This is a genomic window from Streptomyces sp. NPDC089424 (assembly GCF_044749345.1).
In the GTDB taxonomy this organism is placed as follows: Bacteria; Actinomycetota; Actinomycetes; order Streptomycetales; family Streptomycetaceae; genus Streptomyces.
This window is the reverse complement of the sequence record NZ_JBIVHU010000001.1, coordinates 252,772-275,537: the sequence shown is the minus strand read 5'-3', so window position 1 is coordinate 275,537 and position 22,766 is coordinate 252,772. Positions and strand designations below refer to the sequence as shown.

General features: G+C 72.4%; 17 protein-coding genes. 5 read left to right on the top strand and 12 right to left on the bottom strand.

Annotated features, from left to right (window positions below):
• The first annotated feature begins 92 nt into the window (after positions 1-92).
• The 3 genes from ACIP2X_RS01205 to ACIP2X_RS01195 all read left to right on the top strand — a co-directional run bounded on the left by ACIP2X_RS01205 (position 93) and on the right by ACIP2X_RS01195 (position 3,953).
• Positions 93-956 carry a LysR substrate-binding domain-containing protein gene (locus tag ACIP2X_RS01205; protein WP_401665879.1) on the top strand — a complete coding sequence of 288 codons (864 nt, stop codon included), beginning with the start codon at positions 93-95 and terminating at the stop codon, positions 954-956.
• 236 nt (positions 957-1,192) lie between these two features.
• Entirely contained in the window at positions 1,193-3,019 is a 1,827-nt protein-coding gene (locus tag ACIP2X_RS01200) for an AMP-dependent synthetase/ligase (RefSeq protein WP_401665876.1), read from the top strand.
• A 97-nt stretch (positions 3,020-3,116) separates the two neighbouring features.
• On the top strand, positions 3,117-3,953 hold the full coding sequence (locus tag ACIP2X_RS01195) for an aldo/keto reductase (protein ID WP_401665873.1): 837 nt from the start codon (positions 3,117-3,119) through the stop codon (positions 3,951-3,953).
• Between the two features lie 74 nt (positions 3,954-4,027).
• On the opposite strand, the gene ACIP2X_RS01190 is transcribed toward ACIP2X_RS01195, so the two are convergent.
• The 4 genes from ACIP2X_RS01190 to ACIP2X_RS01175 all read right to left on the bottom strand — a co-directional run bounded on the left by ACIP2X_RS01190 (position 4,028) and on the right by ACIP2X_RS01175 (position 6,895).
• Complete coding sequence (locus tag ACIP2X_RS01190) at positions 4,028-4,729, bottom strand: SDR family oxidoreductase (protein ID WP_401665871.1); 702 nt, start codon at positions 4,727-4,729, stop codon at positions 4,028-4,030.
• Positions 4,730-4,807: 78 nt separating this feature from the next.
• On the bottom strand, positions 4,808-5,719 hold the full coding sequence (locus ACIP2X_RS01185; RefSeq protein WP_401665868.1) for a class I SAM-dependent methyltransferase: 912 nt from the start codon (positions 5,717-5,719) through the stop codon (positions 4,808-4,810).
• A 119-nt stretch (positions 5,720-5,838) separates the two neighbouring features.
• Complete coding sequence (locus tag ACIP2X_RS01180) at positions 5,839-6,582, bottom strand: class I SAM-dependent methyltransferase (RefSeq protein WP_401665866.1); 744 nt, start codon at positions 6,580-6,582, stop codon at positions 5,839-5,841.
• 7 nt (positions 6,583-6,589) lie between these two features.
• Complete coding sequence (locus ACIP2X_RS01175) at positions 6,590-6,895, bottom strand: 4a-hydroxytetrahydrobiopterin dehydratase (protein WP_401665864.1); 306 nt, start codon at positions 6,893-6,895, stop codon at positions 6,590-6,592.
• Positions 6,896-7,049: 154 nt separating this feature from the next.
• Between ACIP2X_RS01175 and ACIP2X_RS01170 the strand changes: the two genes are divergently transcribed.
• Complete coding sequence (locus ACIP2X_RS01170; RefSeq protein ID WP_401665862.1) at positions 7,050-7,880, top strand: helix-turn-helix domain-containing protein; 831 nt, start codon at positions 7,050-7,052, stop codon at positions 7,878-7,880.
• On the opposite strand, the gene ACIP2X_RS01165 is transcribed toward ACIP2X_RS01170, so the two are convergent.
• Complete coding sequence (locus tag ACIP2X_RS01165; RefSeq protein WP_401665859.1) at positions 7,862-8,287, bottom strand: hypothetical protein; 426 nt, start codon at positions 8,285-8,287, stop codon at positions 7,862-7,864. The two genes, ACIP2X_RS01170 and ACIP2X_RS01165, sit on opposite strands and share 19 nt — an antisense overlap.
• A gap of 234 nt (positions 8,288-8,521) precedes the next feature.
• Here ACIP2X_RS01165 and ACIP2X_RS01160 point away from each other — a divergent pair, with 234 nt between their 5' ends.
• A complete protein-coding gene (locus tag ACIP2X_RS01160) occupies positions 8,522-9,388 on the top strand; it encodes a helix-turn-helix domain-containing protein (protein ID WP_401665856.1) in 867 nt (288 codons plus the stop codon).
• Between the two features lie 18 nt (positions 9,389-9,406).
• Here the strand turns inward: ACIP2X_RS01160 and ACIP2X_RS01155 are convergent, their stop codons facing one another.
• The 7 genes from ACIP2X_RS01155 to ACIP2X_RS01125 all read right to left on the bottom strand — a co-directional run bounded on the left by ACIP2X_RS01155 (position 9,407) and on the right by ACIP2X_RS01125 (position 22,696).
• On the bottom strand, positions 9,407-11,878 hold the full coding sequence (locus ACIP2X_RS01155) for a SpoIIE family protein phosphatase (protein ID WP_401665854.1): 2,472 nt from the start codon (positions 11,876-11,878) through the stop codon (positions 9,407-9,409).
• A 79-nt stretch (positions 11,879-11,957) separates the two neighbouring features.
• On the bottom strand, positions 11,958-16,238 hold the full coding sequence (locus ACIP2X_RS01150) for a HAMP domain-containing protein (protein WP_401665851.1): 4,281 nt from the start codon (positions 16,236-16,238) through the stop codon (positions 11,958-11,960).
• 213 nt (positions 16,239-16,451) lie between these two features.
• The gene (dnaK, locus tag ACIP2X_RS01145) at positions 16,452-18,323 is read right to left on the bottom strand and encodes a molecular chaperone DnaK (protein WP_401665849.1); all 1,872 of its coding nucleotides are present in this window, start codon (positions 18,321-18,323) and stop codon (positions 16,452-16,454) included.
• Positions 18,324-18,455: 132 nt separating this feature from the next.
• On the bottom strand, positions 18,456-19,256 hold the full coding sequence (locus ACIP2X_RS01140; RefSeq protein ID WP_401665847.1) for a glycerophosphodiester phosphodiesterase family protein: 801 nt from the start codon (positions 19,254-19,256) through the stop codon (positions 18,456-18,458).
• Between the two features lie 64 nt (positions 19,257-19,320).
• On the bottom strand, positions 19,321-19,746 hold the full coding sequence (locus tag ACIP2X_RS01135; RefSeq protein ID WP_401665845.1) for an OsmC family protein: 426 nt from the start codon (positions 19,744-19,746) through the stop codon (positions 19,321-19,323).
• A gap of 74 nt (positions 19,747-19,820) precedes the next feature.
• A complete protein-coding gene (locus tag ACIP2X_RS01130; protein ID WP_401665842.1) occupies positions 19,821-21,638 on the bottom strand; it encodes a hypothetical protein in 1,818 nt (605 codons plus the stop codon).
• Entirely contained in the window at positions 21,635-22,696 is a 1,062-nt protein-coding gene (locus tag ACIP2X_RS01125) for an ATP-binding protein (protein WP_401665840.1), read from the bottom strand. The genes ACIP2X_RS01130 and ACIP2X_RS01125 overlap by 4 nt, the downstream gene beginning before the upstream one ends.
• Positions 22,697-22,766 lie beyond the last annotated feature (70 nt).

Here is a 22,766-nt window from a genome sequence, read left to right as displayed (position 1 = left end):
GCTCCATGGTCCTCCCTCACCTGCCGATCGTGAATCCGGCATACCACTCTGACTGTCATCACGAATCACGATGACCGCGCTACGCTGGCTCCGTGTACGACCCCTCCCACCTGCGCACCTTCCTGGCCGTCGCCCAGACGCTGAGCTTCACCCAGGCCGGGCGCCGGCTCGGGCTGCGCCAGTCCACGGTGAGCCAGCACGTGCGGCGACTGGAGGACGCGACCGGACGGCAGCTCTTCAGCCGGGACACGCACTCCGTGGAGCTGACGGAGGACGGCGAGGCGATGCTCGGCTTCGCGCGCCGGATCCTGGAGGTGCACGAGCACGCCACGGCGTTCTTCACGGGTACCCGGCTGCGCGGCCGGCTGCGCTTCGGCGCCTCGGAGGACTTCGTGCTCACCCGGCTCCCGGAGATCCTGGAGGGCTTCCGGCACGACCACCCCGAGGTCGACCTGGAGCTGACCGTGGAGCTCTCGGGCACCCTGCACGAGCAGTTGTCCGCGGGGAAGCTGGACCTGGTCCTGGCCAAGCGGCGACCGGAGGACCCGCGCGGCGAGCCGGTGTGGCGCGACCGCCTGGTGTGGATCGGCGCGGAACGCCTGCGTCTGGACCCGGAACGGCCCATCCCCCTGATCGTCTATCCCCCGCCGGGCATCACCCGCGCCCTCGCCCTGGAGGCCTTGCAGCGCCAGGGCCGCGCGTGGCGCGTCGCCTGTACCAGCGGCAGTCTGAACGGGCTGATCGCCGCCGCCCGCGCGGGCCTCGGCGTGATGGCCCACTCCCAGGGTTTCGTCCCGCCGGGCCTGGTCCGCGTCCCGGACCGTTTCGGCCTGCCCGAACTCGGCAAGGTCGACTTCGTCCTGGTGCACGGCCGTCGCCGCGCCGTCTCCCAGGGCCCGGCGGACGCCCTGGCGGCGGCGGTCCTGGCGGCGGGCGAGCGGCTGCACAGGCGCTGAGGCCCGGCGCGGTAAGTGGCTCGTACAGATTCCGTGGAGATTACGCTGCCGAAACTTACTCCACCGTCAGGAATCGGTCCGGATCCTCCCGTTCTGCACCTGTCGTTCTCCGCTGACCAGCACATATCCGAGCGCCTCTCCGCTTCCGGACCCCTCCCTTCCCGACGGGCCGTGGGGTAGCTTTCACGGCCTGTGCGGGCGTCACAGGGAACCGTCACAGAGAGCGGGGAGCGGGTTTGCGCGAGTTCACCAATCCTCCGTTGGCGCTGGCGCCCCCGGTGGGCGGCCTGGCCGACGTCGTCTTCGAGTACGCCGAGCACGATCCGCTGCACATCGCGCTCGGCCGCAAGGACGACGCCGGTCACTGGCGGGACGTGACGTCGGCCGAGTTCCGCGACGAGGTCCTGGCCCTGGCCAAGGGCCTGCTCGCCGAGGGCATACGGTTCGGCGACCGGGTCGCCATCATGTCCCGCACCCGCTACGAATGGACGCTGTTCGACTTCGCGCTGTGGACGATCGGGGCGCAGGTGGTGCCGGTCTACCCGACGTCGTCGGCGGAGCAGTGCTACTGGATGCTCTACGACGCCGAGGTCACGGCCGCGATCGTGGAGCACGAGGACCACGCGATGACCATCGCCACCGTCATCGACCGGCTGCCCAGGCTGCGCCGGCTGTGGCAGCTCGACTCGGGCGCCCTCCACGAGCTGTACGACGTGGGCGCGCACCTGGACGACGAGGTGGTGCACCGGCATCGCAAGGCGGTCACCCCGGACTCGGTCGCCACGATCATCTACACCTCCGGCACCACGGGCCGCCCCAAGGGCTGTGTCATCTCGCACGGCAACTTCATGTACGAGGCGGACACCGTCATCGAGCGCTGGGAGCCGGTGTTCCACTCCCGGCGCGGCGACGAGGCGGCCACCCTGCTCTTCCTGCCGCTCGCGCACGTGTTCGGCAGGATGGTGGAGGTGGCCGCGATCCGCGGCCGGGTCCGCTTCGGCCACCAGCCGCAGCTCAACGCGGCCGCGCTGCTGCCCGACCTGGCCGCCTTCCGGCCGACGTTCATCCTGGCGGTGCCGTACATCTTCGAGAAGGTGTTCAACGCCGCCCGCCGCAAGGCGGAGCGGGAGGGCAAGGCGGGGCCCTTCGGGAAGGCCGTCGACGTCGCCGTGCGCTACGCGGACGCGGTCGAGGACAAGGCGTGGGGCATCGGGCCCGGCCCGTCGGCGGGGCTGCGCATGCAGCACCAGCTGTTCGACAAGCTCGTCTACTCCAAGGTCCGTGACGCGATGGGCGGCCGGGTGCGGCACGCCATGTCCGGCGGCTCGGCGATGGACCGGCGGCTCGGTCTGTTCTTCGCGGGCGCGGGCGTGCAGATCTACGAGGGGTACGGGCTGACCGAGTCCACCGCGGCGGCCACCGCCAATCCGCCCGAGCGCACCCGGTACGGCACGGTCGGGCAGCCCGTCCCGGGCGTCACCGTGCACATCGCCGACGACGGCGAGGTCTGGCTGCGCGGCCCCACGCTGTTCCAGGGCTACCTCAACAATCCCAAGGCCACCGACGAGACCCTGCACGACGGCTGGCTGGCCACCGGCGACCTGGGCTCCCTCGACGAGGACGGCTTCCTCACGATCACCGGCCGCAAGAAGGAGATCCTCGTGACCTCCGGCGGCAAGAGCGTGGCGCCTGGCCTGCTGGAGGAGCGGGTCCGCGACCATCCGCTGGTCGCCCAGTGCATCCTCGTCGGCAACGACCGTCCCTTCGTGGCCGCCCTGGTCACGCTGGACCAGGAGGCCGTCGAGCACTGGCTCCAGATGCGCAACAAGCCCCGGCTCACCCCGGCCGAGCTGGTGCGCGACCCGGATCTGGAGATGGAGGTGCGCCGGGCCGTGGTCGCCGCGAACACGCTCGTCTCGCAGGCGGAGTCGATCCGCACGTTCCGGATCCTGGCGCAGCCCTTCACCGAGGAGCACGGGCTGCTCACGCCCTCGCTGAAGCTGAAGCGCCGGGCGATCGAGAAGGCGTACGCCAAGGAGGTCGAGGCGCTGTACGGCACCTGAGGCGGCTTCCGGTCATTTTCGCGTCAGGAATGCATCCCGGGCCGTGATCGTTGACGATGTCAGTACCACCTGACGACAACCGAAGGATCGAGAGCTCGTGAGCAGCAAGGTCCCCCCGATCATCCTCAACAACGGCGTCGAGATGCCCCAGCTGGGCTTCGGCGTCTGGCAGGTGCCGGACGACGAGGCGGAGCGCGCGGTCGCCACGGCGCTGGAGACCGGGTACCGCAGCATCGACACAGCGGCGATCTACGGCAACGAAGAGGGCACCGGACGGGCCATCGGCGCCTCCGGCGTCCCTCGCGAGGAGCTTTTCGTCACGACCAAGCTCTGGAACGGCGACCAGGGGTACGACTCCACCCTGCGTGCCTTCGACGTCTCCCTCGCAAAGCTCGGCCTCGACTACGTGGATCTCTACCTGATCCACTGGCCCCTGCCCGCCAAGGGCCTGTTCGTCGACACGTACAAGGCGTTCGAGAAGCTCCAGTCCGACGGCCGGATCAAGGCGATCGGCGTCTCCAACTTCCTGCCGGAGCACCTGGAGCGACTGATCGCCGAGACGTCGGTCGTCCCCGCCGTCAACCAGATCGAGCTGCACCCGCATCTCCAGCAGCACGCCGCCCGGGAGTTCCACGCGGAGCAGGGCATCGCCACCGAGGCCTGGTCCCCGCTGGGCTCGGGCCGGGGCCTGCTGGAGGTCCCGGCGATCGTGGCCATCGCCCAGAAGCACAACCGCACGCCCGCCCAGGTCGTGCTGCGCTGGCACCTCCAGCTGGGCAACGTGGTGATCCCGAAGTCCGTGACGCCGTCGCGGATCGCGGAGAACATCGACGTCTTCGACTTCAGCCTGGACACCGAGGACCTGGCGGCGATCAGCGCGCTGAACGAGGACCGCCGGCTGGGCCCGGACCCGGCCACCTTCGACGCGGGCTGACCCGGGATCGTCTCCGCAGCCACGCCGAGGCGCCCCGGAACCGCTGAGGTTCCGGGGGGGCCTCGCCGCGCGGATCAGTTCGGCTGCCCGAGGGGCCGCACGACGACCGTGTTGACGTCGACGCCCTCGGGCTGCCGGATCGCCCAGACGACGGAGTCGGCGATCTGGCCGGCGGTCAGCAGACGCCCCGGCGGCAGGCTCCCGTACTCGTCCCAGAACGGCGTCTCCACCCGTCCCGGAGCGATCAGCGTGACCCCGATCCCCCACGTGGTGACCTGCCGCCGGGTGTTCTCGGCGAGGGCGGTCACCGCCGCCTTGGTCGCCCCGTAGAGGTTGCCCGGCGTCGGCACGAACCCGGCGACGCTGCCGACGAGGACGATCCTCCCCTGCGTCCGCCTCAGCGCGTCGACGCAGGCCCGGATCAGCAGCGCCGGTCCGAGCACGTTGGTCAGCACCATCTCGGCCCAGCCGGACGGGTCGCCCTCGGCCACCGTGTCATGCGTGGCGAACCCGGCGTTGGCCACCACGGTGTCCAGCCGCCCGAACTCCTTGAGCGTCGCCTCCACCGCCGCCCGCACGTCCTCGTGGTCGGCGGCGTTCCCGGCGAGGGTCAACAGCTCCTCGGGCCGCCCGAGTTCCTCGGCGAAGGCGCGCAGCCGCTCCTCCCCCCGCCCCGTCACGGCCACCCGGTGCCCGGCGTCCAGCAGACGCCGTGCCACCGCCGCGCCTATGCCACTGCCGCCCCCCGTGATGAGCGCGACCTGGGACTCCTTCATGACGTACCCCCTGTTGTTCCCGATGTGTGCCGGGAGTCCATCACCTGGAGCGCGCTCCAGGTCAAGGGGTCCGGGGCGCTACAGGGGCCCGCTCGCCGCGTGCACCGTCTGTGCCGTCAGCAGGAAGAAGTCCGGCCGGTGGTGGACGCTCGCCTTGTCGTCGGGGTCGAGGAGGCGGTCGAGGGTGGCGAGGTCGGTGGCGTCCAGGCGCTCGGCGACCGCCTCACGGGTGCGGGCGAGGGTGGTGGCGACATAGCCGCGGGCCCGGTCGGTCGCCGGTGCGGGCAGGTCGAGCAGGAAGCTGCGGCTGCGGAGGTGGGTCAGACCCACGGCGGTCAGCAGGGCCGGCCAGTCCTCCGTCTCCTCGACCGTGCCGGGCAGTGCCGCGCGCATCTCGTTGAACCACTCCTCCTCGATCGCGTTCAGCCGGGCCTGGAGCCCGGGGCGGCCGATCCCGATGTCGCGCGGCAGGAACCGCGTCGGCAGACCGCCCTCCACGATCGCCAGCGTCCCGCCGGGCGCCAGCCGGCCCGCGAAGGCGGCCAGGGCGGCCCGCTGGTCGCCGATGTGGTGCAGGCTGCGGCTCGCCCACAGCAGATCGGCGGGGTAGTCCAGGTCGTCCAGTACGCCGGGCAGCTCACCGGCCAGGGTCCCGAACCGGTCGGCGAAGCCCAGCCGTGCGGCGCGCTCGCGGGCCCGGGCGAGGAGCGGTTCGGAGCCGTCGACGGCGACGATGCGGGCGCCCGTGAAGGTCTCGGCGAGCAGGCCGGAGACGACGCCGGGGCCGCTGCCGGCGTCGACGACCAGGCCCGGCGCGGTCTGCTGCTTCGCGAGCCAGGCGAGCGCCCGTTCGTACAGGGGCGAGAACAGCTCGGCACCCTCCTCCAGGTGCGGGGCCATCTCGGACCAGTCGACCTCGGCGTGGTCGTGGTCGTGGTGGTGACCGTGCCGCTGCTCGTGCCGGTGGTCGGTGTGGTGGTCGTGCGCCATGGGGGTCAGCCTCTCCTCCGGATGCCGCCAGGGTGCGACGACGGCCCCGCGAAACGCAAGGTCCGTTGCCGAAGCGGCAAAGGATCGCGGCGGCCGGCGGGCTCCGCGTGCCCGCCCGCTCACCCGGCCTTGCGGAAGGCGCGCAAGGTGAACCACGGGTCGGGGCGGGGGCGGTCCTGGTCGGGCAGCGCGGCGAGGCGGGCGGCGTAGACCTCGGCGAGCGGGTGGCCGGGCGGGAGCGTCACGAACCAGCCGCGGTGCAGGTCGGCGATGGTACGGCGGGGACTGCGGCCCTGGCCCCGGCCCGGGAAGCGGGTCAGTCCCGCGGGCAGCAGCCCGTGCTCGGCGGCGTACGTCGCGACGGCCCGCGAGGTGTCGAGGAAGGGGGTGCGGGGGCGGGAGGCGAGGACGGCATCGATGTCACTGCCCACGTTGTGGGCGGCCGCCTTGTCCACCGTGGTCACATAGACCCCGCCCGGCCTCAGCACCCGGGCGGACTCGGCCACGGCTGCCCGGACGTGCTCGGGCCGCCGCAGCAGATGCAGCAGCCACACACTGGCGACGGCGTCGAACTCCCCGCTGCAAAAGGGCAGTCGGCGGCAGTCGGCGAGCACGACGGTGCCGGGCAGGCGGCTCGCGGCGTGCCGGGCCATCGCGTACGTCAGGTCGGCGCCCGTCACCCGCAGTCCGGCCCGGGAGGCGGCGAGCCGCCGGGTCACTATGCCGGTGCCGCACGCCACGTCCAGCAGGCTGCGCGCCCTGTGCGGCACGAGACGCAGCACGCCCTCCGCGGCGGCGGCCGCCCTGGGTTCGCCGCCGCGGGAGACGTCGTAGCCCTCGGCCTCCTCGGTGTAGTCCAGCACCGTGCCCTCAGCGGGCACCGTGCGCCGGGGCGAGGGCCTCCACCCGCTCCGCGAGCCCGAAGTCCAGCGCGGTGACCTTGCCGCCCACGCTGTGCGTGGTCACCGTGAGGTCGACGGAGTGGTAGCCGAGGGTCAGGTCGGAGTGGTGGTCGAGCTCCTCCTGGACCTGCGCGATGTGCACGACCAGGGCCGTCGCGGCGAAGTGCGAGGCGAGCCGGTAGGAGCGGGTGAGCCGGTCGCCGTCGAGCGACCAGCCGGGCAGTGCTTCCAGCCGGTCCTCGATCTCCTCGCGCGACAGCGCTTCGACGGGCATGAGCGGTCTCCCTCCATGGACGTCGCGTACCCCTTCAGCGTGCCACAGGCGGGCCGTCCCGCCCCTGGTCGGCGCCGCCGGCGGGGCGTGCGGCGGCCGGCGGGACCCGGGAGGCGGAGCGCGCCGGAACGCCCGCTCGACTACCGTCTTGCGTATGACCCTTCTCCCCTCCGCGCACGGCACGCCCCCGGTCGTCCCCGCCGGCCGGGGCGTCGGCCCGCACTTGCGGGCCTGGCGGGAGCGGCGACGGGTCAGCCAGCTCGAACTGGCGCTGCGCGCGGGCTCCTCGGCACGGCACATCAGCTTCGTCGAGACGGGCCGCTCGCGCCCCAGCGAGGAGATGGTGCTGAAGCTGGCGGAACACCTGGACGTGCCCGTACGGGAGCGCAACGCGCTGCTGCTGGCGGCCGGTTACGCGCCCCGCTATCCGGAGACGCCGCTGGACGACCCGGCGCTGGAGGCCCTGCGCGAGGGCATGGAACGGCTGCTCCAGGGCTACGAGCCGTACCCGGCGCTGGTGGTGGACGCGACGTACGACGTGCTGGCCGCCAACCGGGGCGTCACCATGCTGCTGGAGGGCCTGCCGGAGTCGCTGCTCGCCCTGCCGCCGAACGCGATGCGGCTGACGCTGCACCCTCAGGGTCTGGCCCCGCGCATCCGCAACTTCCCCGAGTGGCGCGGACATCTGCTCGCCCAGATGGAGCGGCAGCTCGCGCTCCACCGCTCGGCGGCGCTGCGCGAGCTGTACGACGAGGTGACCGCCTATCCGGCCCCCGACCCGGCACCGGTCGCCGAACCTGCCGGGCCCGTGCCCTACTTCGCGCTGCCCCTGCGGATCGAGCACGAGGGCAGGGTGCTGTCGTTCGTCTCGTCCCTCTCGACGTTCAACACGCCCCTGGACGTGACGGTCGCCGAGCTGGCCATCGAGACGCTGCTCCCGGCCGACCCGGCGACGGTCAAGTACCTTCACACACTGATGCCCTGACGTGCCCTCAGCGCGGCGTACTGCAGCCCCGCGAACGCGGCCACCACGAAGGCCTGGAGCACGCCCCACACCGCGCCCGCCGTGCTGGGCGTGAGCCACAGCGCCAGGGCGAGGAGACTGAGCGCCGCCCAGGCCAGGTTGGTGTCGATCACCACCCGCACGGGCAGCGCCGCGGGACGGGGCCGGAACGCGAGCAGCGCGACACCGCCCGCGTAGAGCACGAGCACCGCGCCGAGGACGGCCAACAGCCCGGGGTCCACGCCGAAAAGCCGCCCGAGCGGCCCGGAGGCGGCCAGGTAGGCGACACCGTTCGCCCCGGTCACCACCGCGTCCAGGGCGAGGAAGCGGCGAAGGGCGGCGTGCGGTCCGGTGGTGCGGGCGAGAGCGGCGAGCTGGGTTGCGGACATGGCGGATCACCCTCCGTCGAGGTCGAGTCGGGCCGGGACCCGGGTGCCGGGCCGGAGTGCGCCGGTCCGGCACCCGGTACGACCACGATGGCCCGCGCGGACGGCCGGGTCGATTACCCCGGACGTCATGCCGCGCCCGAGGCAGTGGCGCGGGACGCACGGCCGCGCCCGTGTGCGCCCAAGCGGAACATGACAGACTGCACGCGTGCTTTCGGCGCGTAGGGGAGGCGTGGCGTGAGTGAGCGGCGGGCCGCGCCCACCGTGGGCCAGGTGGTCCTGGGGAAACGGCTGCAGGAGTTGCGTGAGGCGGCCGGGTTCCGGCGCGAGGAGGCCGCCCTGGTGCTGCGGGTGGCCCCGGCGACGGTACGGCGGATGGAGACGGCCGAGGTCGCGCTCCGGATCCCGTACCTCCAGATCCTGCTGCCGGCGTACGGCATCCCCGAGGACGAGGTGGCGGCGTTCGTCGCGCTCGCCGAGGAGGCGAACCGGCCCGGCTGGTGGCAGCGGTTCAGCGATGTGCTGCCCGACTGGTTCAGCCTGTTCGTCAGTCTGGAGGGCGCCGCCCGGCTGATCCGCTCCTACGAGCCGCACTTCGTGCCCGGACTGCTCCAGACCGAGGACTACGCCCGCGCCGTGCTCCAGGCCGGGACGATAGGGCAGTCCGGCGGTGCGGAGACCATCGAACGGCATGTCTCGCTGCGCATGGCGCGGCAGGAACTGCTGCGCCGGTCCGACCCTCCGCACCTGTGGGTGGTCATGGACGAGACGGTCCTGCGCCGCCCGGTGAGCACCCGCCGCGAGGTCATGGGCGAGCAGCTCGACCGGCTGCTGGAGGCCGCCGGGAGCGACCGGATCACCCTCCAGATCGCCGAGTTCGCCCGTGGCCCGCACCCGGGCACCTACGCCCCCTTCTCGCTGTTCCGCTTCGGCGAACCGGAACTGCCGGACATGGTCTTCACCGAGTACCTGAGCGGCGCGCTGTATCTCGACTCCCGCGTCGAGGTCTCGGCCCATCTGGAGGTGCTGGACCACATGAGCACGCACGCCGCGTCGGCGCAGCGCACCGAGGAGCTGCTGCGGGAGTGCCGCGGCGACCTGTGACGGCCGCCGTGGGCCTCGCTAGTCGACGCGGACACCCACCAGGCAGGTGTCGTCGTCCGTGTCCGACCTGCTGTACGTCAGGAGCCGGTCGAGTTGCTGGTCCAGGGTCCTCGGCGCCGTGCGGGCCGTCGTGAGCAGGTGGGTCAGCGACTCCTCGACGGAGCGGTCCCGGCGTTCGACCAGGCCGTCGGTGTACATCAGCAGCGTGTCCTCGGCCGCGAGCTGCACCTCGGCCTCCTCGTACGCCGCCTCCGCGACGGCGCCCAGCAGGATGCCCTTGACCAGCGGCAGCGGCGTGGCCTCCGTGTCGCGCACCAGCACGGGCGGCAGATGACCCGCCCTGGCCCAGCGCAGGGTGCGCCGCTCCGGGTCGTACAGGGCGCACACCGCGGTCGCGGTGACCGAGCCGGTGAGGTGGTGCGCCACGATGTTGAGCCAGGACAGCAGCTGCCCCGGTCCGGCGCCGGTGACCGCGAGGCCCCGCAGCGCGTTGCGCAGCACGACCATGCTCGTCGCGGCCTCTATGCCGTGACCGGCCACGTCTCCGACGCACAGCAGCACGCGCCGAGAGGGCAGCACCACGGCGTCGTACCAGTCGCCGCCCACCAGTTGCTCGGTCTCCGCCGGGCGGTAGCGCACGGCGACCTCCAGGCCGGGCATCTGCAGCGGGGCCTGTTCCGGGGGCATGATGGCGTGCTGCAACTGGAGCGTGAGCCGGTTGCGTTCGGCGGCCTGCTGCTCGGTGTGGGCGAGCTGGTCACGGGTGGCGGCCAGCGCCACCTCCGTCCAGTGCTGGGCGGAGATGTCCTGGCATGCGCCGCGCAGCACGAACAGCCGGCCGTCGGTGTCGAGCACCGGCTCGGCGACGATCCGGATGTGCCGGTTGACCCCGTCGGGCCGCTGCAGCCGGAAGGCCGCGGTGGCGGGCCGCCGGTGGTGCAGCAGCGTGCGCAGGAACCGGCCGATGGCCACCGCGTCGTCGGGGTGGGCGTGGGCGGGGAGGTCCTCCAGTGGCACCGGCGGGGTGGTGAGGGAGCGGCCGTACAGATCGAACATCTGGCTGTTCCAGGTGATCTGGCCGGTCAGCAGGTTCTCCTCGAAGCCGCCGATGCGGCCGAGCCGCTGGGCGTGCTGGAGCAGGCTCGCCAGCCGTGCCGTCTCGTCCTCGATCCGCCAGATCAGCAGCACGCTGCCCGCGTGCCGGCTGATGCTGATGTCCGCCACCGCCGACAGCGGCACCTGGTCCACCAGCGCGGTCAGATGCATGCGCCGCGCGCGGAACGGCTCGCCGGTGGCGTAGACCCGCTCGATGCGCTGGAACAGCTCGCTGTCCCCGGCCGTCATCGGGTACGCCTCCAGCAGCAGCGCGCCGCTCACCACCGCGCGGGGCCGGCCCGCGGGGTCGAGGAAGCGGGTGTTGACGTGCTGGATGCGGAAGTCGACCAGCTGCCCGGAGTCGTCGACGTGCGGCACGAGGACCAGGGCGGGGTCGTACAACCCGTCGGCGAGGTCGGAGAGTTCCGCGGCGTCCGGCAGGATCCGCGGCTCCTCGGCCGCGTCGGGGTGCGGCGGGTAGGTCTCCAGGGTGTGCGCGCACAGCTCCGCGAGGGCCTCGACCTGGCGGACCACCTGCGGCGGCTGCGGCTCCAGCGGCCCCGGCCAGGCGATCTCCAGGACGCCGTGGATGCGCCCTCCGGTGCCCGCCGGCACGGCCACCCGGCCGCCCTCGGGGTACGGGTGCCGCCCGATCGTGGGCAGTCCGGTCCCGGTCGGCGACGTGAACCACTGGCCGCTGCGCTCGACGAGCCCTCGGCGCGCCACCGTCGCCACGTCCGGCGGTACGTAGCGCCAGCGGGCGGCCTCCGCCGGGGAGAAGCCGGCGCTGCCCGCCAGCGTCAGGGAGCCGTCGGGGCCCGCGGCCCACACCGCCACGGCGACCGCGCCCAGCGGGCGCAGCGCGTGTTCCAGCAGCGAGTCGGCCACGGCCTGCGCGTCGGAGGCGGCGAGCGCCCCGCTCTCGGCGGCGCGCAACCGTACGGCGGCCGTGTCGCGTTCCACCGGGCCCGCGCCGTTGGCGGCCGCGAGGAAGGCGTCCGTGACCTCCGACATCCGGTCGCGGGCGGCCTGGTTGATGACCTCGACGGCGAATTCCAGCGGTGTCACCCGGGCCTGCTCGGTGAGTTCGGCGAGCTGCCGGGCGGCCTGCGCCGGTCCGCATCCGAGCCGCTCGACCAGGATGCCCTTGGCGAGCTCGACCAGGGCCCGGCCCTCCGCCTCGGCCTGCGCGGCGCGCACCTCGCGCCGCAGCCGCTCGACGGTGGCGGCCAGCCTGCCGACGGGGGAGGTCGCGGGGTCGTCGTCCCCGGCGGCACCGGCCGGCGTCGCGGCGCCTGCGGCGGCCGTGCGGGACGGCGGCTCGGCGCCCGGCGTCCCGGGGGGCCGTTCGGTGGGCTGGTCGGAAGGCTGGTCGGGCGTGCTCACGATGTGCATGCTCCTCGGCGGGCGGCCCCTGGGGCGCGGACGGACTGGCCGGCCCGCCCCCGCGGGCCGCGGGGGCGGGCTGCGGCGCTCAGGGGGCCAGCCAGCGCCGTACGCAGGTGATCAGGTCATGGGTGTCGACGGGCTTGGTGACGTAGTCGCTGGCCCCCGACGCCAGGGACTTCTCCCGGTCGCCGGGCATCGCCTTGGCGGTGACGGCGATGATGGGCAGGTCCGCGTACCGGGGCATCCTGCGGATCTCGGCGGTCGCCGTGTATCCGTCCATCTCCGGCATCATCACGTCCATCAGCACCAGGGACACGTCCGGATTGTCCACGAGCGTCTCGATGCCCTTGCGGCCGTCCTCCGCGTGCAGCACCCGGAAGCCGTGCAGCTCCAGGATGCCGCTGAGCGCGAAGAGGTTGCGCGCGTCGTCGTCGACGACCAGCACGGTGCGGCCGGCGAAGGAGCGGTCGACGACGGGCGAGGCGAGGTTCTGCGGCTCCTCCGCCCGCACCAGGGTCAGGACGTCCCCGGGCTCCTCGGCGGACAGGTGCAGCGCGATGCGCTCGCGCAGTTCGTCGAGGCTGGAGAGGAACTCCAGCGCCCCGTCGTCCGCGTGGGAGCGCAACGCCCAGGCCCGCGCCACGTCCGGACGGTGGCTGCTGTGCACCAGTACGGGCACGTCGGCGAGGGCCGAGTCGCCCTGGAGCGCCTCCAGGAACCGGGTGGCCTCGTCGTCCGGCATGTCCAGGTCGAGGACGACGCAGTGGCAGGGTTCCGCGGCCAGCGCCCCCGCCGCCTCCTGGGCGCCCACGGCGGTGATCAGGTCCACGTCGGGCCGCGGCACCGCCTCGTCCGCGCCGTGCCGGGCCACGTCCGCGACGACGCTCTCGGCGACCAGGGTCAGCAGGCCCCGGGGCCGCTCCTCCACGACGAGCAGCCGGCGTCGGCGCGGTCCCCGCCCGGCAACGCCCGGACGGCCGGCGGTCTCAGGGGGGTCGAGGGAGGTGGTCGCCGCGGGCAGTTCCGCCGGCTTCTCCGGGAACCGGCCGGCCAGCGCCTCGAAGTCGGGCCGGGTCACCGGCAGGAAGAGGGTGAAGGTACTGCCCCGGCCGGGCGTGCTGTCGACGGTGACCGCGCCGCCGAGCAGATGGGCGATCTCCCGCGTGATGGACAGGCCGAGGCCGGTGCCGCCGTACTTGCGGCTGGTGGTGCCGTCCGCCTGCTGGAAGGCGCCGAAGATGGACTCCAGTTGCTGCTCCTGGATCCCGATCCCGGTGTCCTTCACGCGGAACGCGACCACGGCGCCGCCCTTGACGACCCCCTCGGGCACCTCCTCGTCCGCGGCCGGCTGGATGAACAGCTCGACGCCGCCCTGCTCGGTGAACTTCACCGCGTTGGAGAGCAGGTTGCGCAGCACCTGACGCAGGCGGGAGTCGTCGGTCAGCAGGTCGCCGGGCGCGCCCGGCGAGGTGGTGACCGTGAACTCCAGGCCCTTCTGCGTCGTCATGGGCCGGAAGGTGGCCTCGACGTACTCGATGAGCTGGCGCAGCGACACCCGCTCCGGGGCGACGTCCATCTTCCCGGCCTCGACCTTGGACAGATCGAGGATGTCGTTGATCAGCTGGAGCAGGTCGGAGCCGGCGGAGTGGATGATGCCCGCGTACTCGACCTGCTTCTGGGTGAGGTTGCGCGAGGGGTTCTGGGCGAGCAACTGGGCCAGGATGAGCAGGCTGTTGAGCGGGGTGCGCAGCTCGTGGCTCATGTTCGCGAGGAACTCCGACTTGTACTTCGAGGCCAGCGCCAGCTGCTGCGCCCGCGCCTCCAGTTCCTGCCGGGCCTGCTCGATCTGGAGGTTCTTCGCCTCGATGTCGCGGTTCTGGGTCGCCAGCAGCGAGGCCTTGTCCTCCAGTTCGGCGTTGGAGCGCTGCAACTCCTCCTGCTGTGCCTGCAACTCGGCCGAGCGGACCTGGAGTTCGGCCGTCAGACGCTGCGACTCGCCGAGCAGCTCGTCGGTACGGGCGTTGGCCACGATCGTGTTGACGTTGACGCCGATGGTCTCGCGCAGCTGTTCCAGCAGGTCCCGGTGGATCGGGGTGAAGGACGTGACGGAGGCCAGCTCGATCACGCCGAGGACCTGGTCCTCGAAGAGGATCGGCAGCAGGAGCAGGGCGCTCGGCACGGTCCGGCCGAGGCCGGAGGAGATGGTCACGTAGTCCGGCGGCAGCTGGTCGACCGAGATCGTGCGGCGGCTGCGGGCGGCCTGGCCCACCAGGGAGCGGCCGAAGGGGATGCGGTCGGGCCGCGTGTCGTCCTCGGGGCGGCCGTAGGAGCCGACGAGCCGCAGCTCGGGGCCCTGCGCGCGGTCCTCGGCGAGGTAGAAGGCGCCGTACTGGGCGGAGACCAGCGGCACCAGTTCGTCCATGATCAGCTCGGCCACGACGGGCAGGTCGCGGTGGCCCTGCATGAGGCCGGCGATCCGCGCCAGGTTGGTCTTGAGCCAGTCCTGCTCCTGGTTGGCCATGGTCGTCTCGCGCAGGGACTCCACCATGGAGTTGATGTTGTCCTTGAGCTCGGCGACCTCGCCGGAGGCCTCCACGGTGATGGACCGGGTCAGGTCGCCCTCGGCGACGGCGCTGGCCACCTCGGCGATCGCACGGACCTGCCGGGTCAGGTTGCCGGCCAGCTCGTTGACGTTCTCGGTCAGCCGCTTCCAGGTGCCGGAGACGCCCTCCACCTCGGCCTGGCCGCCGAGGCGTCCCTCGGTGCCCACCTCACGGGCCACCCGGGTGACCTCGTCGGCGAACGCGGAGAGCTGGTCGACCATCGTGTTGATGGTCGTCTTCAGCTCCAGGATCTCGCCGCGCGCGTCGACGTCGATCTTCTTGGACAGGTCGCCCCTGGCCACCGCGGTCGTGACCAGGGCGATGTTGCGGACCTGGCCGGTGAGGTTGTTGGCCATCGAGTTGACGTTGTCGGTGAGGTCCTTCCAGGTGCCCGCCACGTTCGGCACCTGGGCCTGGCCGCCGAGGCGCCCCTCGGTGCCCACCTCACGGGCCACCCGGGTCACCTCGTCGGCGAACGCGGAGAGCGTGTCGACCATGGTGTTGATGACGTCCGCGAGGGCGGCGACCTCGCCCTTGGCCTCGACGGTGATCTTCTGCGACAGGTCGCCGCGCGCGACCGCCGTGGCGACCTGGGCGATGGAGCGGACCTGGCTCGTCAGCTTCGACGCCATCACGTTGACGTTGTCGGTGAGGTCCTTCCAGGTGCCCGAGACGCCCCGCACGTGCGCCTGGCCGCCGAGGCTTCCCTCGGTGCCCACCTCACGGGCCACCCGGGTCACCTCGTCGGCGAACGCGGAGAGCTGGTCGACCATCGTGTTGATGGTGTTCTTCAGCTCCAGGATCTCGCCGCGCGCGTCGACGGTGATCTTCTGCGAGAGATCGCCCTTGGCCACCGCGGTGGCGACCTGGGCGACGTTGCGGACCTGGGAGGTCAGGTTGCCCGCCATGAAGTTCACCGAGTCGGTGAGGTCACGCCAGGTGCCCTTGACACCCTTGACGTCCGCCTGGCCGCCGAGGCGCCCCTCGGTGCCCACCTCACGGGCCACCCGGGTCACCTCGTCCGCGAAGGCGGAGAGCTGGTCGACCATCGTGTTGATGGTGTTCTTCAGCTCCAGGATCTCGCCCCGCGCGTCCACCGTGATCTTCTGCGAGAGATCGCCCTTGGCCACCGCCGTCGTCACCTGGGCGACATTGCGGACCTGGGAGGTCAGGTTGCCCGCCATGAGGTTGACCGAGTCGGTCAGATCGCGCCAGACGCCCGCGACCCCGGGCACCTTGGCCTGGCCGCCGAGCCGGCCCTCGCTGCCGACCTCCCGGGCGACACGCGTGACCTCGTCGGCGAAGGCCGAGAGCTGGTCGACCATCGTGTTGACGGTCTCCTTCAGCTCCAGGATCTCGCCCCGCGCCGGCACGTCGATCTTCTGGGAAAGGTCGCCCTTGGCCACCGCCGTCGCCACCTGGGCGATGTCGCGGACCTGGGTGGTGAGGTTGCCGGCCATGGCGTTGACCGAGTCGGTCAGATCGGCCCAGGTGCCGGAGACCCCCGGCACCTCCGCCTGGCCCCCGAGCGTCCCCTCGGTGCCCACCTCGCGGGCGACGCGGGTGACCTCGGAGGTGAACACGGACAGCTGGTCCACCATGCCGTTGAACACCGTGGCGATGTCGCCCATGAGGCCGTCGGCGTCCTCGGGCAGCCGCGTGCCGAAGTCACCGTCCCGGACCGCTGTCAGGCCCGCCAGGAGCCGCCTGAGCTCCTGGTCGCCCGGCACCGACTCGGCGACCTCGCTCGTGTTGCTGGTCATGCGCACCCTCGTTCCCCTCCCAGGGGCAATGCCGACTGTTCATGGATCCGTGCGGCGGAGAAATACGCCGCAGGCTAACAGTCTCCAGGGTGCGCACAAACTCTCCCCCCTATGCGCACATGCGGGGGCTCACCTGGCCGGAAACAGACCAGGACCGTGCGCGGGAGGCGCCGGATCGAGGAGATTCCGTGACGCCGCCCGCCGCCCGGCGGTTCAGGCCGCGCCGCCCTTGGTGTCCCGCTCGTCGTCGACGATCTCCGCGTCCACGACGTCCTCGTCCTGCGGGGCGGCACGCTCCCCGTCGCCCCCGGCGGCGTCCCCGGCCGGCGTCTGCTGGGCCTGCGCGTACATGGCCTGGCCCATCCGCTGGCTGACGCCGGCGAGCTTCTCGACGCCGGCCCGCAGCTCACCGGTGTCCGCGTCGCGCTCCAGCGTCTGCTTCAGTTCCGTGATCGCCGACTCGACCTCCGCGCGGGTGTCGGCCGGGACGCGCTCCTCGTTCTCCCGCAGGAACTTCTCCGTCTGGTACACGAGTTGCTCGGCCTGGTTGCGCGTCTCGGCGGCCTCCCGGCGCCCCCGGTCCTCCTCGGCGTACTGCTCGGCCTCCCGCATCATGCGGTCGATGTCGTCCTTCGGCAGCGCGGAGCCGCCGGTGACGGTCATCTTCTGCTCCCGGCCGGTAGCGAGGTCCTTGGCGGAGACGTGCATGATGCCGTTGGCGTCGATGTCGAAGGCGACCTCGATCTGCGGGACACCGCGGGGGGCGGGCGGCAGGCCGGTGAGGTCGAAGGTGCCGAGCTTCTTGTTGTAGGCGGCGATCTCGCGTTCGCCCTGGTAGACCTGGATACCGACCGACGGCTGGTTGTCGGTGGCCGTCGTGAAGATCTCCGAACGCCGGGTCGGGATCGTCGTGTTGCGCTCGATCAGCTTGGTCATGATGCCGCCCTTGGTCTCGATGCCCAGGGACAGCGGGGTGACGTCGAGGAGCAGCACGTCCTTGACGTCGCCGCGGATGACACCGGCCTGGAGGGCGGCTCCGACGGCCACCACCTCGTCCGGGTTGACGCCCTTGTGCGGCTCCTTGCCGGTCAGCTCCTTGACCAGGTCGGTCACGGCGGGCATCCGGGTGGAGCCGCCCACGAGGATGACGTGGTCGATCGCGGCGAGCTTGACGCCGGCGTCCTTGACCGCCTGGTGGAAGGGTGTCTTGCAGCGGTCGAGGAGATCGGCGGTGAGCTCCTGGAACTGGGCGCGGGTGAGCTTCTCGTCCAGGTGCAGCGGGCCCTCGGCGGAGGCGGTGATGTACGGCAGGTTGATCGTCGTCTCCGAGGAGCTGGACAGTTCGATCTTGGCCCGCTCGGCGCCCTCGCGGAGCCGCTGGAGCGCCATCTTGTCGTTGCCGAGGTCGATGCCGTTGTGCCCCTTGAAACGTTTGACGAGGTACTCGACGATCCGCTGGTCCCAGTCGTCGCCGCCGAGGTGGGTGTCACCGTTGGTGGCCTTGACCTCGATGACGCCGTCGCCGATCTCCAGGAGCGAGACGTCGAAGGTGCCGCCGCCGAGGTCGAAGACGAGGACGGTCTGCTCCTCGCCCCGGTCGAGACCGTAGGCGAGGGCGGCGGCGGTGGGTTCGTTGATGATCCGCAGCACCTTCAGGCCCGCGATCTCCCCGGCTTCCTTGGTCGCCTGCCGCTGGGCGTCGTCGAAGTACGCGGGCACGGTGATCACCGCGTCCGTGACGTCCTCGCCGAGATACGCCTCGGCGTCCCGCTTCAGTTTCTGCAGTACCCGCGCCGACAGCTCCTGGGCCCGGTAGCGGGTGCCGTCGACGGAGCCCTCCTCGGGAAAGCGCCAGCTCGCGTCGCCCATGTACCGCTTGACCGAGCGCGCGGTGCGCTCGACGTTGGTCACGGCCTGCCGCTTGGCGACCTCGCCGACGAGCACCTCGCCGTTCTTGGCGAAGGCCACGACCGACGGTGTGGTCCTCGCCCCCTCCGCATTCGCGACGACCGTGGGGTCGCCGCCCTCCAGGACGGCCACCACGGAGTTCGTGGTCCCGAGATCGATTCCGACCGCGCGTGCCATCGCTGTCCCCTTCCGCCAGGGCGCCCCTTGAAGTCCAGCACAGAACGCCGGTGGGCTCCTGTCAATGGGGCCCCAGGTCGTGCGAACGGTCATGCAGGCGGCCATAGACGTACATACCCGGGCAGGGCCCGCTCAGTCCGCGCGCGGCTCCCGGGCCGGTGCGTCCGGCCGGGTGGCGCGGGTCCCCTCCGACGGGGCCGCGCCGTCCGGGGCGCCGTCGCGCAGGGCCACGGCGTGCCGGGGGCGGTCGGTGATCAGGACGTCGACCCGCGCGTCACCGAGGAAGGTCCGCATCGCGGGCTCCTCGTTGACCGTCCACACCATGGTGTACAGGCCGTGCCGGGCGGCCTCGCGCAGTACGTTCGCCCTGGCCAGGCGCTGGTGCACGGCGACGCCGTGCGCCCCGCAGGCCCGCACCCGTCGCATCGGGAACAGCTCGCTCGCCCGGACGGCGGCCAGCCGCGCCGGCGCGATCCTGGCGCCGCCCCGGCCGAGCGAAAGGGCCGTGCGGACCCCGGGGAAGGCGCCGGAGATGGCGGCGACGGAACGATCCTCCAGAGTGGTGACGACGAATCCGTCCCGGCCGAGCAGAGCGACCGCGCGATCGACGAGCGCACGCTCGTACCCGGTCTCCTTGAGGTCCAGGTGGGCGACGAGCTTCCCGGCGAGCAGCTCCATGACGTCCTCCACCACGGGGACCGGACGTCCGGTGCGCGCGCTGAGCTCGGCGTGGGTGAGCGCGGTCAGCGGCGGACCGTCGTGCCCGGCCCGGGCGTCGTGGTGGACGACGAGCACCCCGTCGGCGGTGCGCCGGATGTCGAACTCGGCGTACTCCGCGCCCGACAGCAGGGCGTCCTCGTAGGCCTCCCAGGTGGCGGGGCCGAAGCGCTCGCCGCCACCCCGGTGGGCACAGACGGCGGGGCGTGGCGGCATGGCGGTCTCCTCCGCACGGTCAGGCCGTCCCCGCGGGGACGGCCTGGCTCTGGTGCTGCGTGCCTCAGGCGAGCTTCGCCGACAGGGTGATCGGGACGGCCTTCAGGGCCTGGCTCACCGGGCAGTTGGCCTTCGCGTCCTCGGCGGCGGCGACGAACGCGTCGTTGTCCAGGCCGGGGACGGTGCCCTCGACGGTCAGGGCGATGCCGGTGATGCCCTCACCCGGCTGGAACGTCACATCGGCCGAGGTGACGAGCTTGGTGGGCGGGGTGCCGGCGCCGGCCAGGCCGTGCGACAGGGCCATGGAGAAGCAGCTGGAGTGGGCGGCGGCGATCAGCTCCTCGGGGCTGGTCTTGCCGTTCGCCTGCTCGGCGCGCGACGGCCACGACACCGGCTGCTGGCCGATGCCGGAGGAGTCGAAGGTGACGACGCCGTTGCCCTCGAGCAGGTTGCCTTCCCAGACGGTGTGTGCGGAGCGCGTGGTTGCCACGGTTGTTCCTTTCGCATGCTCTCGATGCGACCCCGTTTCCGGGGTTCTCGGCCCCTATCCGATCACATTCCGGCTCACCGCACGCGAAACACCGGACCACGTGCGGTGAACGGCAGCCGGGCGCCCTGGGGAATCAGGTAGGCGTGCTCGCGCCGCACCCGCAGCGCGTCGCACCAGCCGTCGGTGATCACCAGGACGGGGGCGCCCGGCGGGAAGTCCTCCGCCCGGTGCAGCAGGTCGATTCCGGGCTGCAGGACCGTACCGCCGCGGCCGTGCACCCGCACCCGTCCGGCGATCTCGGCGACCGGCAGATAGCCCGCGTCGTGCGCGGCCGCGTCGCAGAACACGACGCGCGCGGCGGGCACGTCACGGGCCTCGGCGTAGGAGGCGATGGCGCCCAGCGCCTTGCCGAGCAGCGTCCGCTCCATGGAGCCGGAGGTGTCGAGGACGACGCCGAAGGTGCACCGTGCGACCTCCTCGGGCGGGAAGTGGCGGCCCGCCCGGGGGATGTCGGGAGTGGACGCCTGGCGCCGCGCGGGCCGGGCGTAGGAGCGCACCGGCTCCGGACGGGGCACGAACTCGTCGAACCAGCGGGCGAGCCGCGCGTCCCAGGGCAGCGGCGGATGGCTGAGGGCACGGATCTCCTCGACCAGGCCGCCGGGCAGGAAGCCGCGCTCCTGGCGCCGGTGCAGATCCAGCCCGCCGGCGAGGCCGCGCCGGTAGAACTCGTCGAGGTCGACGTAGGCGCCGGGGGCGCCGAGCGGGGCGCCGAGGATGTCGGGGCGCCCCCTGCCGCACGGCGTGGACAGCCGGCGCATCCGGCGCGGGTCGCCGGCGATGCGGTCGTAGACCTCCTCGGCGGACAGGCCCGCCAGTTCCCGGTCGTGCAGCAGTCCTTCGGGCAGGGCGCCGACCTGCATCTCGCAGAGCCAGCCGTTGACGACGTAGTCGCAGGCGACGTTGAAGAGGAACGGGTCGCGCGTGCCGCGGCGGTCGCCGTGGCGCAGGGCGGCGTGCAGCATCTCGTGGGCGAGGACGAAGCGCCACTCCTCGTCGTCGAAGCGGCGCAGCGGGTTGATGTAGATCTCACCGGCCTCGGCGTTCACGGCGGCGACCGCGATGCCGTGGGCGCGGGTCAGTTCGGCGTCGGCGACCAGCTTGATGCCGGCCGCGATGCCGCCGAGCAGCGGGTAGGAGGAGATGAACCAGCGCAGCGCGCGCTCCCAGGGGCGGGCGGGCGCGAGGGTCCCGTCGAGGCTGTCGCGGCGACCGCCCGCCATGTCCAGCGCCGCGGACATGGTCCGGGTCAGCGCGTGGGCGAACGCGAGCTGCCGGTCCGGGGGCTGCCCGAACCGGCCGTACCAGGTGAGCAGCAGCTGGTCGGCCTCCGCGCCCGCGGTGCCGCAGCGCTCGTACGCCGCCGGAACGCCGTCCCGCCGCCAGCGGGCGGCGAGCTGTTCCTCGTCGCCGTCGGGATAGGAATCGGGCAGGTGCTCGGGCGTACGGCCGACGGGGAACGTGAGCAGGAAGCGGTTGACCACCGCGCAGCGGGCGGCGAGTTCGTGGTGGTCGGGCTGGACACGGTCGCCCTTGGCGGCGGGAACATGGCCGAAGCCGAGGTGGATCACGGCGTGCGCGACGGCCCAGGCCCAGTCGCGGCCGTCGGCCAGCCGGTCCGGGTGGGAGTGCAGCACGCCCTCGGAATCCACCCGGATCAGGCCCTCCCGGGGCGCCAGTTCGCAGTTCTCGTCCCGGCAGGTGTCGAAGTCGACGGCCCGCAGTGCCGGGTTGGCCAGGACGAGCCGCATGCCCTCCGCGAACGCCTCCCCGGCCACGTCCCGCTTCTTGTTCCCCTTCCCCTTCCCGTTCCCCTTCGCCCGGGTCCGGCTCACCGCCGGGCCTCCACCAGTCGCGGCATGTCCCGGGCCGCTTCGATCAGGAACCACGCGGGCAGCACCGGGTTGCCGTCGGGGTCGGAGGCGATCACGCCCTGCGCGACCTCGACGGAGATCTCGGCGAGCTGCACCAGCAACGACTTCGCGCGGTACGCCGTCTCCCGTCCGTGCCCCGACATGTGCTCCCTGCTCGCGGGCAGTTCCTTGACCAGTCGGCCGCGGAACGACTCGGCGAGGTAGTAGAGCAGGTCCCGGTCCTCGATCCGGTGCGGCCAGCGGGCCTCGCCCTTGAGGATGGCCTCGATGCCGAACCGGCTGCGCACGATCTTGACGTAGCCGCAGAACGCGGTCGCGTGCGCGGGCGTCAGCGTGCCGTGCGCGAGCACCTTCAGCGTCTCCTCGTCGAGGTCCCGGCCGAAGGAGTGCAGGGCGTCGGAGAGCATGTGCCAGGAACGGGGCGTGGAGAACGGCTCCTCGGTCTTGGGCGGCCGGGACCACAGGTGGTCGGGCCGGTCGGTGAGGTGGTCCAGGATCCACGCGTGGATGCCGTTGTTCGCGGCCCACACCAGCCAGTCCTTCGGGGAAGCCTCCAGATGCACGTGCGCCAGGCGGTTGACCAGCGCGGAGGCGATGGGGCGGGCGAGGGCGTTGTCGGTGGCGCGGTTGCCGGCGCCGATGACGATCGAGCCCTTGGGGAGTTCGTAGTCGCCGATCCGGCGGTCCAGGATGAGCGAGTAGAACGCCTTCTGCACATCGGGCGTGGCCGCGTTGAGCTCGTCCAGGAACAGGCAGTACGGCTCGTCGCGGGCGATCGCCTCCGGCGGGCAGAACACCGACCGTCCGTCCCTGATCTGCGGCACGCCGATCAGGTCCTCGGGCGCGAGCTGGGTGCCCAGCAGGCTCACGCACTCCAGGCCCAGCGACTCGGCGAACTCCCGTACCAGGGACGACTTCCCGATGCCGGGGGCGCCCCAGAGGAAGACCGGGCGCACGGTCGCCAGGCCGAGAAGAAGTTCCGGTATGCGAGACGGGGTGACGGTGACGGCAGCCTGCACCGCGGGGGCTCCTCTGGATGGCTCGGCACGGACCCCCCGGATCGGGACGTCCGGTCGCCCAGTGTGAGCG

Excerpts from the sequence above, each read along its gene's own strand:
- ACIP2X_RS01190 (WP_401665871.1), bottom strand. The coding sequence starts at position 4,729 with ATGAAGGAGTCCCAGGTCGCGCTCATCACGGGGGGCGGCAGTGGCATA.
- ACIP2X_RS01185 (WP_401665868.1), bottom strand. The coding sequence starts at position 5,719 with ATGGCGCACGACCACCACACCGACCACCGGCACGAGCAGCGGCACGGT.
- ACIP2X_RS01175 (WP_401665864.1), bottom strand. The coding sequence starts at position 6,895 with ATGCCCGTCGAAGCGCTGTCGCGCGAGGAGATCGAGGACCGGCTGGAA.
- ACIP2X_RS01170 (WP_401665862.1), top strand. The coding sequence starts at position 7,050 with ATGACCCTTCTCCCCTCCGCGCACGGCACGCCCCCGGTCGTCCCCGCC.
- ACIP2X_RS01165 (WP_401665859.1), bottom strand. The coding sequence starts at position 8,287 with ATGTCCGCAACCCAGCTCGCCGCTCTCGCCCGCACCACCGGACCGCAC.
- ACIP2X_RS01155 (WP_401665854.1), bottom strand. The coding sequence starts at position 11,878 with ATGCACATCGTGAGCACGCCCGACCAGCCTTCCGACCAGCCCACCGAA.
- ACIP2X_RS01150 (WP_401665851.1), bottom strand. The coding sequence starts at position 16,238 with ATGACCAGCAACACGAGCGAGGTCGCCGAGTCGGTGCCGGGCGACCAG.
- dnaK (WP_401665849.1), bottom strand. The coding sequence starts at position 18,323 with ATGGCACGCGCGGTCGGAATCGATCTCGGGACCACGAACTCCGTGGTG.
- ACIP2X_RS01140 (WP_401665847.1), bottom strand. The coding sequence starts at position 19,256 with ATGCCGCCACGCCCCGCCGTCTGTGCCCACCGGGGTGGCGGCGAGCGC.